This is a genomic window from Pseudomonas sp. JV241A (assembly GCF_900275665.1).
GTDB lineage: Bacteria > Pseudomonadota > Gammaproteobacteria > Pseudomonadales > Pseudomonadaceae > Aquipseudomonas > Aquipseudomonas wadenswilerensis.
On the sequence record NZ_OPYO01000022.1, the window covers coordinates 17,524 to 32,208 of the forward strand.

Below are 14,685 nucleotides of genomic sequence, written 5' to 3' on the forward strand. Positions count from 1 at the left end.
GAGTGCGCTCAGAGACTGGCGTCAACCATGCCGTGGCGGACGGCCAGCAGCGTCAGCTCGACGTCGCTGGTGACCGAGAGTTTTTCGAAGATCCGGTAACGGTAAGTATTGACCGTTTTCGGTGACAGGCACAGCTTGTCGGAGATGATCTGCACCTTCTGGCAGCCAACGATCATCAGCGCGATCTGGATTTCCCGCTCCGACAACGCATCGAACGGCGAGCCTTGCGGCTGGAACGACTTGAGTGCCAGCTGCTGGGCGATCTGCGGGCTGATATAGCGCTGGCCGGCAAACACCAGGCGAATGGCCTGGACCATTTCATCGAGCCCTGCACCCTTGGTCAGGTAACCGGCGGCGCCGGCCTGCAACAGGCGGGTGGGGAACGGGTCTTCTTCACAAACGGTCACCGCCACCACTTTCACGTCCGGATGGCTGCGCAGCAGTTTGCGCGTCGCCTCCAGGCCGCCGATACCGGGCATTTTCACATCCATCAGGACCACGTCGGGCTTGAGCTCGCGCGCGACCTTCAGCGATGCCTCGCCGGAGTCGGCCTCGCCCACCACCTGCAAGCCATCGATATCGGCCAGCATGCGCGTGATGCCCGTACGCACCAGATCGTGGTCATCGACCACCAGCACCCTAATCAAGCAGACACCTCGCACTGCGGCGGTAATTGGATCCCGCCACCTTAGCAAAAAATATAGCCGTAGACCTAACGGAACACGTCATTTGCCTGACGTCATTTTTTCACTTTCCTGACAGGCGCCCATACATCCCCCGCTCATAGCCACCGGCCCTTACCGGCGGGCGCTGGCCACGCTCGGCAAGGCTGCCCAGCAATTGCTGGACGGCAACCTGGTCGGCCGCCTGCAGCAGGCGAAAGCTGCCGAGCAGCTGTTCTTCCTCAGCGCTCAGGCTGCTGTGCTCAACCGGGGTATGCACCCCGCTCAACACATACAACGCATCGACCCCACGCGCCGCCACGGCGGCCAGGTAGTCGGCCTTGGGGGTGCGCTCACCGCTTTCGTATTTGCCCTGGGCGTTGGGCTCTACCCCGCCGATATCGCCAAAGGCGCGCTGGGTCAGGCCCAGCCGTTCTCTTTCTTCCCTGATACGCGAACCGATTCCATTCATCTGTCTGACATCTCTTATCCAGCATCCGGATGGATGAGCACACAGCCTTCAATGGCGTGCCTCGAACGAAGCCCGAACTATGCCGCGATCAGGTCCGCTGCACAAGTCGAAGCCCGCTCTACCTGTCCGGGATTGTCAGGACAACCGCCGAGTCGGTTACGGATCTCGCCCGCAGTTCTTACACAGCGCACTAATAAGCAAACAACTTCCGTTAATAGCTAAAGTGCCATCACCTGGCGACTATTAGCGTTGGAACACAACAGCTTACGGATAATAAAGAAGCTCAAGAGAACATGCAAAATGCCCGTCAAAAAAACCATGAAAATCGCCAAAAGCCATTGAGGCAACGGCTTTCTGACGCCATTTTCACGGCAAAATGTTGATATCGGATTTTTGACGCCGAACTAACAACAAACTTTAACTTGTTGATTTATAACGGCTTTTTAACTTTAACGCAGCGATTTTAAACTTTATCCAACTCAAAGTTAGAGACAGCTTGCCGAAGTTAAAAAAACTCCCTTAGGATGTAATAAGACAACGAAAAACGCCTGCATCGCCTCCTTTTAGCGCGCTGCTTTTTCTTGCGCGTCTGCCGCGTCGACTATGCCGTTTAACTGACTATCTCGGTCAGCTTTTGCTGAACCTTGGGAGAGGGAACTATGAATATCAGTATCTTTGGATTGGGTTATGTGGGCGCTGTCTGTGCCGGTTGTTTGTCCGCTCGTGGGCACCAGGTGCTGGGCGTGGATATTTCGCCGGCCAAGATCGACATGATCAACCAGGGCAAGTCGCCCATTGTCGAGCCGGGCCTTGAACAGTTGCTGCTCGACGGCGTGCGCCACGGCCGCCTGCGCGGCACTACGGATGTCCAGGCCGCCGTGCTGGCCACCGAGATGTCGCTGCTGTGCGTCGGTACCCCGAGCAAGAAAAACGGCGACCTGGACCTGGTCTACATGGAAGCGGTATGCCGCGAAATCGGCACCGCCATGCGCGACAAGGCCAGCCGCCACACCGTGGTGGTGCGCAGTACCGTGCTGCCCGGCACGGTGAAGAACGTGGTCATCCCGATCCTCGAGCAAAGCTCGGGCAAGCGCGCCGGCATCGACTTCGGCGTGGCGGTCAACCCCGAATTCCTGCGTGAAAGCACCGCGATCCAGGACTACGACTTCCCGGCCATGACCGTGATCGGCGAGCTGGACCCGCAATCGGGCGACCTGCTGCAGTCGCTGTACCAGGGCCTGGACGCGCCGGTGATCCGCAAGTCGATCGAAGTCGCCGAGATGATCAAGTACACCTGCAACGTCTGGCACGCGACCAAGGTCAGTTTTGCCAACGAGATCGGCAACATTGCCAAGGCTTCCGGCGTCGATGGCCGCGAGGTGATGGATGTGGTCTGCCAGGACTACAAGCTCAACCTGTCGCGCTACTACCTGCGCCCCGGCTTCGCCTTCGGTGGCTCGTGCCTGCCCAAGGACGTGCGCGCCCTCACCTACCGTGCCGGCCAGCTGGACGTCGAGCACCCGCTGCTGGCCTCGATCATGGCCAGTAACCGCAACCAGGTGAAGAACGCCTTTGAGCTGATCACCCGTCAGGACAAGCGCCGTATCGGCCTGCTGGGCCTGAGTTTCAAGGCCGGCAGCGATGACCTGCGCGAAAGCCCGCTGGTGGAGCTGGCGGAAATGCTCATCGGCAAAGGCTACGACCTCACCATCTACGACGCCAACGTCGAGTATGCCCGGGTGTTCGGCGCCAACCGCGAGTACATCGAGTCGAAGATCCCGCACGTTTCGTCGCTGCTGTGCAACGACCTGCAGCAGGTGATCCGCGAAGCCGACGTGGTGGTGCTGGGCAACAACGATGACCGTTTCGCCCAGGCCCTGGATGCCAGCAGCGACAAGCAGATCATCGACCTGGTGGGTTTCATGGCCCACGGCAGCGATGCCCAGCGTGAGGGTATCTGCTGGTAAGGCCCCGTCCTCCAGCAGAGAGCACTCCAGCCAGAAAGTACTCCACCCAGAGAGTACCCGGCGATTCACCCAGGCACCCCGCCTGATTGACTGCACACCTGCCAACTGCCCGGCCGACCCTGTCATGGCCAGGCGCGAAAAGTGCGCATGTCATTCAGCCGGGCGTGGCCCGAACACAGGAGCAACGACTACATGGAACGACAGCAACAGCCGCCCCGAGGGCAGCCGGACTACCTGCAGGCAGGCGCGCGTTTTTGCGCCTGGGCCTGCCTGTTCGGCCTGATCGCGCTGGCGTCGGAGATGGTCGCACCGCAGTACCTCGACCCTGCACACCACAAGTTCATCTTCATCATCGGTGCGCTGGGCATGTGGCGCTATGGCAATGCCATCGTCCACTACCTGCGCGGCATGTACTTCCTGCACTGGAAGTTCCCACGCATGCGCAAGGCGGTCGAGCGCATGGGCGATGCGGCGCTGCCGGCGCACATGTTCATGGTGGTGACCAGTTTTCGCATCCCCACCCACACCACCTTCAAGGTCTACCAGTCGGTGTTCCAGGAGGTACAGCGGCTGAAGGTGCCGTGCACGGTGATCGCCTCGATCGTCGAGAAGGGCGACGAGCAGTTCATCAAGGAGATCATGCGCAACGAGGTCAAGGACCGCGACGACATCAAGCTGGTGATCGTCCGCGCCCGCGGCACCGGCAAGCGTGATGGCCTGGCCCATGCCTTCCGCGCCCTGTCGCGGCAGATGCCGCTGCAGGACTCGGTGGTCGGCGTGGTCGACGGCGACACCATGATGCTGCCCGGTTGCGTCGAGCGCGCGGTCAAGCTGTTCGCCTACCTGCCCAACGTCGGCGGCCTGACCACCAACGAGTTCTGCGACGTCGAAGGCAGCAACCTGATGCGCCAGTGGCACTCGATGCGCTTCGTCCAGCGGCACATCAACATGTGCTCGATGGCCTTGTCGCACCGGGTGCTGACCCTGACCGGGCGGCTGTCGTTCTTTCGCGCCAGTGTCATGACCGACCCGGACTTCATCCGCGACGTCGAGGCGGATTTTCTCCAGCACTGGCGCCTTGGGCGGTTTCAGTTTCTCACCGGTGACGACAAGTCGTCGTGGCTGAGCCTGATGCGCGCCGGCTGGGACACCTTCTACGTGCCCGACAGCAACACCCTGACCGTCGAGCATCCGCCAGACAACAGTTTCTGGCGCGCCACCCGCCAACTGATGTTCCGCTGGTACGGCAACTCGCTGCGCCAGAACTTTCGCGCCACCGCCCTGCTCGGCCGCGCCCGCCTGGGCCTGTTCACCCTGTACGTACTGCTCGATCAGCGGGTGTCGATGTGGACCTGCCTGATGGGCCTGACCGCCTCGGTGGTCGCCGGCATCTTGTTCGGCATCCAGTACCTGCTGGTGTACCTGTTCTGGGTACTGCTGTCGCGCAGCATCGTCACCGTGCTGTTTCTGTTCGCCGGCCACCCGGTCAGCCCGGTGTACCCGTTCGTTCTTTATTACAACCAGATCATCGGCTCGCTGATGAAAGTCTACGCCCTGTTCCACATGGACCAGCAGAGCTGGACCCGGCAAAAAACCACATTAAGCAACGGCACCGTCAACTTCGATGCCGCCCTGAACCGCTGGTCTTCCAAGGCGATGCTGTTTTCATCCATCGCGATTTTCTTCGGGGTCATCTCGGTTCTTCTCGAACTCACGCAACGTTAAGGAAAGGCGCCTGCCATGAGTAGTTCAAGCACACCCGCAGTACCCGCGAACGTCGTCCACGAAGCCATCGACGAACGCCAGTACGTGCGCACCAAACTCAATGCCCGGGTCAAGCTCAGCGCGGCCGGCCAGCCGCCGTTCGACAGCACCCTGCAGGACATCTCCCTGGGTGGCATCGGCCTGCTCCACCCCGAGCCGCTGAAGATCGGCAGCCTGTACCACGCCTCGATCCAGCTGCGCCTGAACCAGGTCGACCTGAACATCGACAGCCAGATCAAGATCGTCTCCCAGCGCGGCCAGGAAGTCGGCGCCCAGTTCGTCGAGCTCGACTCGCAGAAGCGCGACATCCTGCGCTACATCATCAGCGCCTACCTGTCGGGCGAGATCGCCGACATCAACGGCCTGTTCAACGTGATGCAGCGGGAAAACTACATCAAGGAACGCAAGCACAAGTACGCCAGCGCGCGCAGCTCCGGCGAGCGTCTCAAGGCCACCCTCGGCACCCTGCTGTATGCCGCCGCAGGTGTCGCCGCGCTGGGCTTTGTCGCCTACAAGTGCTACCTGCTGTTCTTCCGCATCCCTGCCGTGCAGGCCCAGGTTTCGGCCAATGCCCAGGTCATCAGCATGCCCGACAACGGCTATGTGAAGTTCCTCCTGGCGCCGGGGCAGACCGAGGTCAAGGCCGGCACGCCGGTGGCGAGCATTTCCACCCAGCTGGCCACCAGCTTCACCAGCCCGGCCGACATGAAGGCAGTGGCCGACCTCTCGCCCGGCGACCTGCAGACCCTGCTCGGGCGCGCCACCATCGAGACGGTGATCAACAGCCCATGCGACTGCGAGGTGTACTTCCCGAGCAAGCCACTGGACGGCTACGGCTACAAGCAGGCGCCACTGGTGCATTTGCTGCCCAGGGATGAAGGCCTGTTCGTCACCGCCAACGTGCCGTTCGACAAGCTCGCCGACATCGGCCGGGTGACCTCGGTGGACCTCAAGGTGTTCGGCCTGGATGAGACCTTCAGCGGCAAGGTCGTCGACTCCCATGTCGATGAAGCCAACAAGAACCTGGCCCTGACCATCGCCCCCGACAGCCCGCTGCCCCGCGCCGCGTACCAGAAGCCGGTGGCGGTGGACCTGTACCTGGGCCTGCCGTTCACGGCTTCGCGCTAAGCCCCACCAAGGAAGGAATAGGCAATGAATGCGAAGACGCCCTCCCGCCTGCTGCTGGCCAGCATCGGCCTGGCCTGCGCCAGCAGCGCCCTGGCCGGGCAAAGCCTGGAGCAGATCCGCTACGCGCTGTACAAAGATCCCGGCGCCAATGTCAGTGCCGACCTGCGCGCCCTGGCCGACCGCGGTGACCTGGCGTCCAAGCTGTTGCTCGGTGATGTGCTGGCCAACAGCGATGGCGCCAGCCGCCCGGAAATCATCGGCCTGTACAAGGAGGCGTTTGCCGATGGCCGCGGCCAGGTCCCGGCGCTGGCCTCGCTGGCGCGCCTGCTGGACCGCACCCCGAGCCTGCAAAACAGTCAGCGCGAGTGGATGGCCCAGGCCCTGACGCGCTACCCGGCGACCCTCGACCCGCGCAATGCCAGCACCACCCTGGAGGTGTTCCTGGTGTACCCGCAACTGGTCTCCACCGAGCAAGCGGCGCAGTTGCTGGCGCTGTACCAGCAGTCGTGCCTGCTCAACTGCCGCCCCGAGCTGTACCAGGCAGTGCTGGCCGAGCGCCAGGGTGACCGCGCCGGCGCCGAGCGCTGGTACCAGCAGGCGGTGCGGGTGGATGTGCGGGCGATCGATCGCTACTACCGCTTCCTCGGCGACGATCAGGACCGCGCCTTCCCGGCCTTTGCCCGCAGCCTCGAAGCGCTGCGCCCGACCCTGGCCGTGGAGATCGTGCACCGCATCGGCTCGTTGCTCGACAGCATCAACAGCGTGCAGCGCGCCGAGCAGGAAGCCGACCGCTACGAGCGCCAGGCCAGCGCCATGGGCCCGGCGCGGGTGCAACCGGACGCCGCGCAACTGGCCGCGGACAAGCAGCGCAGCGATGCCCTGGACCTGGCCCGCGGCGAAGCCCATCGCTGGCGCGACAACGCCGTCGAACGCGGCTTTGTGCCGGCGATGGTGTCCAAGGCCAACTACATGATTTCCAACCCCACCGAGCACAACGCCGAAGAGACCCAGGCGCTGATCGACCAGGTCCGGGCCCGCGAAGCGACCCGGGCCAAGGCGCTGCAGGCCTCGTTCTACATGGTCAACAACTGGCTGACCCTGGATCCGGACAAGGCCCGCGCATTGATCGACGAGCTGCTCGCCAACCGCTACCCCGACGCCGAACTGCTGCTGGCCGAGTACTACAGCAAGGGCGTGGCCGACCAGCCCGACCAGGACCAGGCCCTGGCGATTTTCCAGGCCCAGGCCCGGGCCGGCTCTACCGCCGCCTGGTACCGCATGGCCACCTTGCACGCTTACGGCCGTGCCATCTGCCATGACCCGGTCAAGGCCTACACCTATGCCCAGGTGGCCCTGGCGCTGGGCGAGAACGGTGCCCGCAGCCTGGTCAAGCGCCTGGAAAAGACCCTGAAAAAGGATGACATCGCCCGTGCCCTGGCGGCACGCAACGATCTGTTGAAGGAGGCAACCCTGTGAAAGCCCACCACACCCTGTTCGGCGCCCTGCTGACCCTGGCACCGCTGTACCCGGCGCAAGCCCTGGAAGAAGTCACCGGCCCCGAGGCCGACAGCAGCGAACCGGTGCGGGTCGCCGACGGCAGCGAGCCGGTGATCACTTCGGAGTTCTTCAACAAGCTCACCGTGCAGACCGGCTACGGCCCGGAGAACGCCGAAGTCGGCCGCAACCGCGAGATGTTCTACAGTTTGCGCTACGAGCCGTCGTTCGCCTGGTACTCGCCGGAAAAACGCTGGGCCAAGTGGATGGTCTATGGCCGCGTCTGGCTGAACTACGACTCCAGCGAGTCGGCCAGCGTGCAGAACGAAAACGCCAACAACCTCGACCGCGAACAGCCCGAAGGCTGGTACGCCGAACTGCGCGAGCTGTATGTGAAACGCAACCTGCTCGGCGACGACCCGCGCTTCTCGCTGTCGGCCGGGCGCCAGCGCTATTTCGACGACTACGGCATCTGGTGGGACGACAGCATCGAGTCGCTGCGTTTCAACTACAACGACACCTTCTCCCGCGGCTTCGTGGCCGTGGCGCAGAAGTTCTACAACTACAACAGCGACGTCAACCGCCTGGCCGACAGCGAGGAGCGCACCACCTACCTGATGGGCGAATACGCCTACCGCTGGAGCGAGCACAACTGGGCCGGCGTGCGCCTGATGCACGAGAACGACCACAGCGGCCACGATGCCGAAGACCGCTACGACTTCAAGGGCATGCGCTACGGGCTGTTCTTCAAGGCTGACGACCTCGACGTGACGCCGCTGTTCAGCGACTACCACCTGGAGCTCGCAGGCCTGGACGGCAAGGTCGACAACACCGACGTCAACGGCGTCACCAGCAGCGGCCACAACGCCAGCGGCTGGGCGGCCCTGGGCGAGATCGGCAAACGCTTCCACGACCTGCCGTGGACGCCCCGGGTGGCCCTGCGCGGCGGCCTGACCGACAAGCCGAGCAACGACAACGACGGCTTTCGCCTGAATGCCATCCAGTCGGATCGCATCACCCGCCAGGGCAGCTACAGCACGCGCCTGGCCAGCTCCTTCGTCAGCCTCGACCTGCGCAACCTGAGCTACTACGGCATCGCCCTGGAAACCAACCCGACGCCGCGCAGCGCCCTGGATTTTCGGGTTACCGACCTCAAGCTGCGCGACGCCAACGGCACCCTGCCGATCCGCCTCGAAGGCGACCAGCGCAGCGAGCGCAACCGCGCCATTGCCCAGGGTACCCACGGCGGCGGCAAGGACGTCGGGCAGATGCTCGACCTCAACTACTACTGGAAGATGTTTCCGGTGGCCATCGACGGCAAGCACCTGGACGTCAACGCCCTGGTCAGCGCCAGCTACCTCAACGCCGGCAACGCCCTGGACAGTGGTGATGACTACCAGCTGACCTTCGGCGTCGTGGTCAGCTACTAAGGACGGAACCCGAGATGATCTTCGCCTCCAACGTCTTCCTGTTCCTCTACCTGCCGCTGTTCCTGGCCGTGTACTTCCTCGCCCGGGCGCCGTGGCGCTCGACGGTGATCGTCGCCGCCAGCTACATCTTCTATGCCTGGTGGCGGCCGGACTTTCTCCTGCTGTTCGTGGCCATTACTTACTGGAACTACTGGTTCGGCCTGCGCATCAAGGCACGCCTGGATGCCGGCGACAAGCGCTGGGCCTTTCGCCTGCTGTGGATCGGCATCATCGGCAACCTGTCGACCCTGGGTTACTTCAAGTACGCCAACTTCGGCGCCGACGTGCTGGCCGCCCTGCTCGCGCCGCTGGGTATCAACACCTTCACCCTGGAGACGATTTTCCTGCCGCTGGGCATCTCCTTCTATGTCTTCCATGCCCTGAGCTACATCGTCGATATCTACCGCAAGGACGCTACGCCGACCAACAACTTCATCGACTTCGCCGCCTTCGTCGCGCTGTTCCCGCACCTGGTGGCCGGGCCGATCCTGCGCTACAGCCAGTTGGCGCCGCAGCTGCGCCAGCGCACTCACTCGCTGGAGCTGTTCTCCCTGGGCGTGTGCCGCTTCATGCTCGGCTTCATCATGAAGGTGCTGATCGCCGACCAGCTGGCGCCGATCAACGTGCTGTTCATCGGCGAAGGCACCCTGCAGTTGAGCGATGCCTGGTTCGGCCTGGTGGTCTCGACCCTGCAGCTGTACTTCGACTTCGCCGGCTACAGCCACATGGCCCTGGGCCTGGCCTTGATGATGGGCTTCCGTTTTCCGGAAAACTTCAACCAACCCTATGTGTCGCAGAGCATCACCGAGTTCTGGGCCCGCTGGCACATGACCCTGGCGCATTTTCTGCGCGACTACGTGTACATGCCGCTGGTGCGCAAGCGCATCGCCGGAGCGCTGCCGGCGCTGGTCTACACCATGCTGCTGTCGGGCCTGTGGCATGGCGCCAGTTTCGCCTTTATCTGCTGGGGGCTGTTCTTCGGTTTCGGCATGGTCATCGAGCGCAAGTTCAACCTCGCCACCAAGGTCACCACGCCCTACCACCTGGGCCGCAACCTGCGCACCTTCGTGCTGATCATCCTGAGCATGCCGCTGTTCTTCACCAACGACCTGCGCCACAGCATCGACATCTACCAGGCGCTGTTCGGCCTCAACGGCCTGGGCTCGCTGGACCTGTACGTGCTCGGCGCCTCGAAGATGGCCATGTCGTTCGCCGCCATTGCCCTGTGCTGGCTGGTGCTGGCCGGCAGCAACAACGTGCGTTTTTACGCCGGCAACAAGGAGCAGTACTTCATGCGCCATGTCGGCGGCCTCAAGGCCCTGCTGCTGTGGGCCGGGTTCGCCCTGGCGCTGAGCAGCCTGGCGGCGCATTCGTTCTCGCCCTTTCTGTACTTTCAGTTCTAGGAGACCGCCATGTACCCGGTCATGAATTCGGCCAGCAAGGTCAACGGCATTGCCTTCGGCGTCCTGCTGGCGGGCATGTTCGTCTACTCGCTGCCGCCAGTGTTCAGTTTTGCCCGCAACCAGACCGACGCCTGGAACCTGTTCGTCGACGGCAAGCTGCTGCGCAAGTTCGAGCAGGTCTACGAGAAGCGCTTTTTCCTCCGTGAACCGTCGGTGCAGCTGTGGGCCAACGCCCAGTACCGGCTGTTCGACGAAGGCACCAAAGGCGTGGTGCTGGGCAAGGACGGCTGGCTCTACACCAACCAGGAATACCGCGTACCGAACAATCTTGAGGCCAACCTCGACGGCCAGCTCAAGCAGATCGCCGAGATCGAGCAACGCCTCAAGGCCCACAACAAGCGCCTGATCCTGCTGCCGCTGCCAATGAAAGTCGACGTGTATGCCGCCCACACCGAGCGCGCTGTCGACCCGCGGGCGATCAGCCTGTACGACCGCTTCGTCGAGCGCCTGCAGGCGCAGAACATTGCGGTCACGCCGCTGCGTTCGGCGTTCCTGGCCAACCTCGCCGGCCCCGGGCTGTTCCTCAAGTCCGACACTCACTGGAGCCCGGAAGGCGCGCGCCTGAGCGCCTACGAGCTGGCACGCCAGCGCCCGGAACTGCTCGGCGACGAGCGCTACCTGTCGCACAAGGTCGCCGACAAGACGGTCAAGGGCGACCTGATGAACTACATCCAGTTCAACCACGCGCAACTGGCGCCGCAGTTCGGCCCCAACCAGATCGCCCTGTACGAAACCCTCAAGGCCGAGCAAAGCGCCAGCGACCTGTTCGCCAGCGAACAACAGAGCCTGATGCTGGTGGGGACCAGCTACAGCAAGATCGATGACTGGAACTTCGTCGGCTTCCTCAAGGAGGCGCTCAACCGCGACCTGCTCAGTGTTTCGGTGGAAGCCCGCGGGCCGTTCGAGGCCATGAGCCAGTTCCTCGCCAGCGACCAGTTGAGCAACCCCGAGATCGACACCGTGGTCTGGGAATTCCCCCTGCGCACCCTGCTCGCCCACCGCCTCGGCTCCCTGAGCCGCCCCGGCCAGACCCAACATTTCTAAGGAGAGACTGATGAACATTGCACTGCAACGCCTGCTCGCCACTTCCGCCCTGCTGCTGGGCAGCAGCGCCGCTCATGCTGCCGAAGGCAACGCCGACCTGTATGACGCCGTGGCCCCGGCCGACTCGGCCTTCGTCCGCGTGCTCAACCTGTCCGGCGCCAACATCGACGTGACCCTGAGCGGCAAGATCACCCCGCAACGGGTCGCCGCCGGCCAGCTCAGCGGCTACCGCTTCACCCCGGCCGGTGCGCACAAGATCGCCGTTGGCGGCACCGCCATCGAGCCGCAGCTCAAGGCCAACGCCGCCAGCACCGTGGTCTACGATGGCAACAAGCTGACCCTGATCGCCGACAAGTATGTCAACGAGCCGAAGAAAGCCCAGGTCGCCTTCTATAACCTGACCCCGGCCCAGGCGGCGCTGAAGACCGTCGACGGCAAGCACGTGATCGTCGACCCGCTGGGCAAGGACCAGACCGGCAGCCGCATGGTCAACGAGATCAAGATCGGCTTTGCCGCCTACGTCGATGAACAGAACGTGGCCAGGTTCGATGAGCTGTTCCTGAAAAAAGGCCGCTCCTACAGCTACGTGCTGCTGCCCAAGGGCGCCGGCTATCAGAGCATGAGCCTGGCCAACAGCATCGACCCGAGCGAGTGACGCATGGCCATGAAGCGCTTTCTTCCCCTTGGCCTGGTCGCATTGCTGGGCCCGCTGCTCAGTGCGCCAGGCATGGCCGCCGAACCAGGCAAGGCCAACTGCACCAGCCTTGAGTGCATGGTCTGCCCGGGCCTGAGCGACCCGCAGAACTACGCCGAAGGGCGCATGAAGCTGATGCGCGAAATCGTCCCGGCCAAGGACCGCTGGCTGTTCCGTTCGGCGGTCGACCTGACCAACGATTTCGGCATCCCGGCGCCCATGCGTCCGGAGTTCGCCCGCTTGATGGCCGCCTTTCGCCAGCAGGGCATCCACGTGGCCATGGCGGTACAACCGACCCGCGGCCTGATGCACCGCGACAAGCTCTACGCCGACAAGCTGCACGGCTTCGACTTTGCCCGCGCCAGCGGCAACCTGGAGAGCTACCTGCAGCAACTGCGCGCCGCTGGCGCGGTGGTGCCGCCGTTGATGCAACTGGTGCACACCCCGCCCAAGGGCGAGTTCTTCTTTCGTCGTGACCACCACTGGACCCCGGCCGGCGCCGAAGCCACGGCGCGGCTGGTCGCCGAAGAAGTACGGCGCCAGCCGTTCTATGCCCAGCTGAGCAAAAAGCGCTACCGCACCGAACCCGGCGTCATGGTGCCCAAGGACGGCACGATGAACCTGGCGCTGAGTTATATCTGCGGCAACAACTATGGTTTCCAGTACGTGCGCGGCTACCAGACCATCCCCGAAGCCGACGGCGCCGACGCGCTGTTCGACGACGCGCCGGACCCGGAGGTGATCCTGGTCGGCGACAGTAACGCCGCCGCCCGTGAAGACGAAAGCAAGCAGTTCAACTTCGACGGCTACCTCAAGCAGTACCTGGAGGTCGACATCCTCAACTACGCCCTGCCCGGCGTCGGCCAGGACGGCTCGCTGCTCGAATACCTGCTGTCGGAAAACTACAAACCCAAGGCGCCGCCGAAGCTGATCATCTGGGAGCTGCCGGCCAACTACCAGCTGGAGTCCGAGCAGATGTACCGCCAGCTGATCCCGGCGATCAAGGGCGGCTGCCCGGTGTCCACCGAGGTCTTGGCCAACCGTGTGCAGCGCCCGCCGCTGCGGGTCAACGAGCGCATCGAGCTGCTCAGCAACGCCGGTGAAGGGCGCAGGAACCTCAGCAACGGCCAGGGCTTTCTCGATATCCGTATCAGCGACAAGAACGTCAAGGATTTCTACGTGATCGTCTATTACGACAACGGTGCCCGCGACAAAGTCTGGTTCCGCCGCGAAGCGGTGGTCACCGGCGGCCAGTACTACCTTGAGTTGAGCCGGGCCAAGGCGTTTGCCGGCGCCAACCTGCTGTCGGTGTTCATGGAACCGACCAAGCCCGGCACCGCCGCCACCCAAGTGGAAACCCGTGTATGCCTGTAAAGACCTGGACAGCGCTGGGCCTGGGCCTGTGCGCCAGCCTGCAGTTGGCCGACAGCCTGGCGGCCAGCTCGATCTGGCCGCCGCGGGCCACCGCGCAGTCGGCGATGATTGCCGACTACCGGACCCTGAGCTGCAGCAAGGAAGTGCCCGCGCCCTACACCGGCAGCTTGCAGTTGCAAAGCAAGTACGACCAGCGCGACGCCAGCAAGTCGACCCTGCGCAGCAGCCCGGACGCCAACAGCGAACAGATCGGCAAGCAGGTCAAACAGTTCATCGGCGGCCTGATCTACGCCAGCAAGCGCTTCCAGCGGGCCAAGAATCCGCAGGAGGCGAACATGGCCCTGGCCTGCCAGGACCAGTGGCTGGAGCGCTGGGCCCAGGCCGGTGCGCTGCTCAACCCCGACGCCAGCAGCACCGGCATGGCTGCACGCAAATGGGCGGTGGCGGCCATGGCCTCGACCCTGCTGATGACCCAGGCGGCCAGCGACGCCAAGCTGCAATTGTCGCCGGCCCAGAAGGCCTGGTTCAACCAATTGGGCGAACGCATCATCGCCGAGTACCAGCCGCGCCGTACGCCGGGCTTTACCTGGTTCAACAACCATGACTACTGGGCGGCCTGGGCCGTGGCGGCGACCGGCATGCTGGTGCAGCGCGACGACTTCATCCAGTGGGCCGACGGCAACCTGCGCCGTGGCCTGCAGCAAGCAGTGAAAGCCAGCGATGGCAGCTACGCCTACCTGCCACTGGAAGTGGCGCGCAGCAAGCTGGCCGCCACCTACAGCCAGTACGCCCTGGTGCCGCTGGTGCTGCTGGCCGAGTCGGCGCGGGCCAACGGCCTGCCGTGGAGCAGCGACGATCAGCAGACCCTGGAACTGCTGGCCAACTTCGCCGCCCGCAGCATCCTCGACCCCGACAACCTGCCCGAGCTCAAGGGCAAGTCGCAGACCGACGTCGCCCCGTACAAACTGGCCTGGCTGATCCCCTTCCTGCAGCGCGCCCCGGGCAACCGCCTGGCCCGCCAGCTGTATGACAGCGAGGATGGCGAGGTCGACAACTACAGCCAGATCGGCGGCCCGCTCAAGCCGTTCTATCCCAAACTGCCGTAATCAAGGACGAACCGTCATGGCCATGCTTGCCCGCCCGCTTACCCTTTC

At 63.7% G+C, this 14,685-nt stretch carries 12 protein-coding genes; 10 read left to right on the forward strand and 2 right to left on the reverse strand.

Annotated elements, in window-relative coordinates; translation table 11 throughout:
* Nucleotides 1–8: 8 nt before the first annotated feature.
* Complete coding sequence (uvrY, locus tag JV241A_RS13995; protein ID WP_010221877.1) at nucleotides 9–647, reverse strand: UvrY/SirA/GacA family response regulator transcription factor; 639 nt, start codon at nucleotides 645–647, stop codon at nucleotides 9–11.
* 100 nt (nucleotides 648–747) lie between these two features.
* Nucleotides 748–1,134, reverse strand: a complete 387-nt coding sequence (locus JV241A_RS14000) for a helix-turn-helix domain-containing protein (RefSeq protein ID WP_134063107.1) — start codon at nucleotides 1,132–1,134, stop codon at nucleotides 748–750.
* A gap of 659 nt (nucleotides 1,135–1,793) precedes the next feature.
* Between JV241A_RS14000 and JV241A_RS14005 the strand changes: the two genes are divergently transcribed.
* The 10 genes from JV241A_RS14005 to JV241A_RS14050 all read left to right on the forward strand — a co-directional run bounded on the left by JV241A_RS14005 (nucleotide 1,794) and on the right by JV241A_RS14050 (nucleotide 14,637).
* A complete protein-coding gene (locus JV241A_RS14005; protein ID WP_115087171.1) occupies nucleotides 1,794–3,101 on the forward strand; it encodes a UDP-glucose/GDP-mannose dehydrogenase family protein in 1,308 nt (435 codons plus the stop codon).
* Nucleotides 3,102–3,293: 192 nt separating this feature from the next.
* Nucleotides 3,294–4,826, forward strand: coding sequence for a glycosyltransferase (locus JV241A_RS14010; RefSeq protein ID WP_134063109.1), 1,533 nt, complete (start codon nucleotides 3,294–3,296; stop codon nucleotides 4,824–4,826).
* Nucleotides 4,827–4,841: 15 nt separating this feature from the next.
* Nucleotides 4,842–5,993, forward strand: a complete 1,152-nt coding sequence (locus JV241A_RS14015; RefSeq protein ID WP_115087173.1) for a PilZ domain-containing protein — start codon at nucleotides 4,842–4,844, stop codon at nucleotides 5,991–5,993.
* A 24-nt stretch (nucleotides 5,994–6,017) separates the two neighbouring features.
* Nucleotides 6,018–7,469 (forward strand): sel1 repeat family protein, encoded by a 1,452-nt coding sequence (locus JV241A_RS14020; RefSeq protein WP_115087174.1) that lies wholly within the window; start codon nucleotides 6,018–6,020, stop codon nucleotides 7,467–7,469.
* A complete protein-coding gene (locus JV241A_RS14025) occupies nucleotides 7,466–8,917 on the forward strand; it encodes an alginate export family protein (protein WP_134063111.1) in 1,452 nt (483 codons plus the stop codon). The genes JV241A_RS14020 and JV241A_RS14025 overlap by 4 nt, the downstream gene beginning before the upstream one ends.
* 14 nt (nucleotides 8,918–8,931) lie before the next feature.
* Nucleotides 8,932–10,359, forward strand: a complete 1,428-nt coding sequence (locus JV241A_RS14030) for an MBOAT family O-acyltransferase (RefSeq protein WP_115087176.1) — start codon at nucleotides 8,932–8,934, stop codon at nucleotides 10,357–10,359.
* A gap of 9 nt (nucleotides 10,360–10,368) precedes the next feature.
* Nucleotides 10,369–11,463 carry an alginate O-acetyltransferase gene (locus JV241A_RS14035; protein WP_134063113.1) on the forward strand — a complete coding sequence of 365 codons (1,095 nt, stop codon included), beginning with the start codon at nucleotides 10,369–10,371 and terminating at the stop codon, nucleotides 11,461–11,463.
* 10 nt (nucleotides 11,464–11,473) lie between these two features.
* Entirely contained in the window at nucleotides 11,474–12,118 is a 645-nt protein-coding gene (locus JV241A_RS14040) for an alginate O-acetyltransferase AlgF (protein ID WP_115087178.1), read from the forward strand.
* 9 nt (nucleotides 12,119–12,127) lie between these two features.
* Complete coding sequence (locus JV241A_RS14045) at nucleotides 12,128–13,531, forward strand: alginate biosynthesis protein AlgX (protein WP_240047865.1); 1,404 nt, start codon at nucleotides 12,128–12,130, stop codon at nucleotides 13,529–13,531.
* Nucleotides 13,522–14,637 (forward strand): polysaccharide lyase, encoded by a 1,116-nt coding sequence (locus tag JV241A_RS14050; RefSeq protein ID WP_134063117.1) that lies wholly within the window; start codon nucleotides 13,522–13,524, stop codon nucleotides 14,635–14,637. The genes JV241A_RS14045 and JV241A_RS14050 overlap by 10 nt, the downstream gene beginning before the upstream one ends.
* Nucleotides 14,638–14,685: the final 48 nt, after the last annotated feature.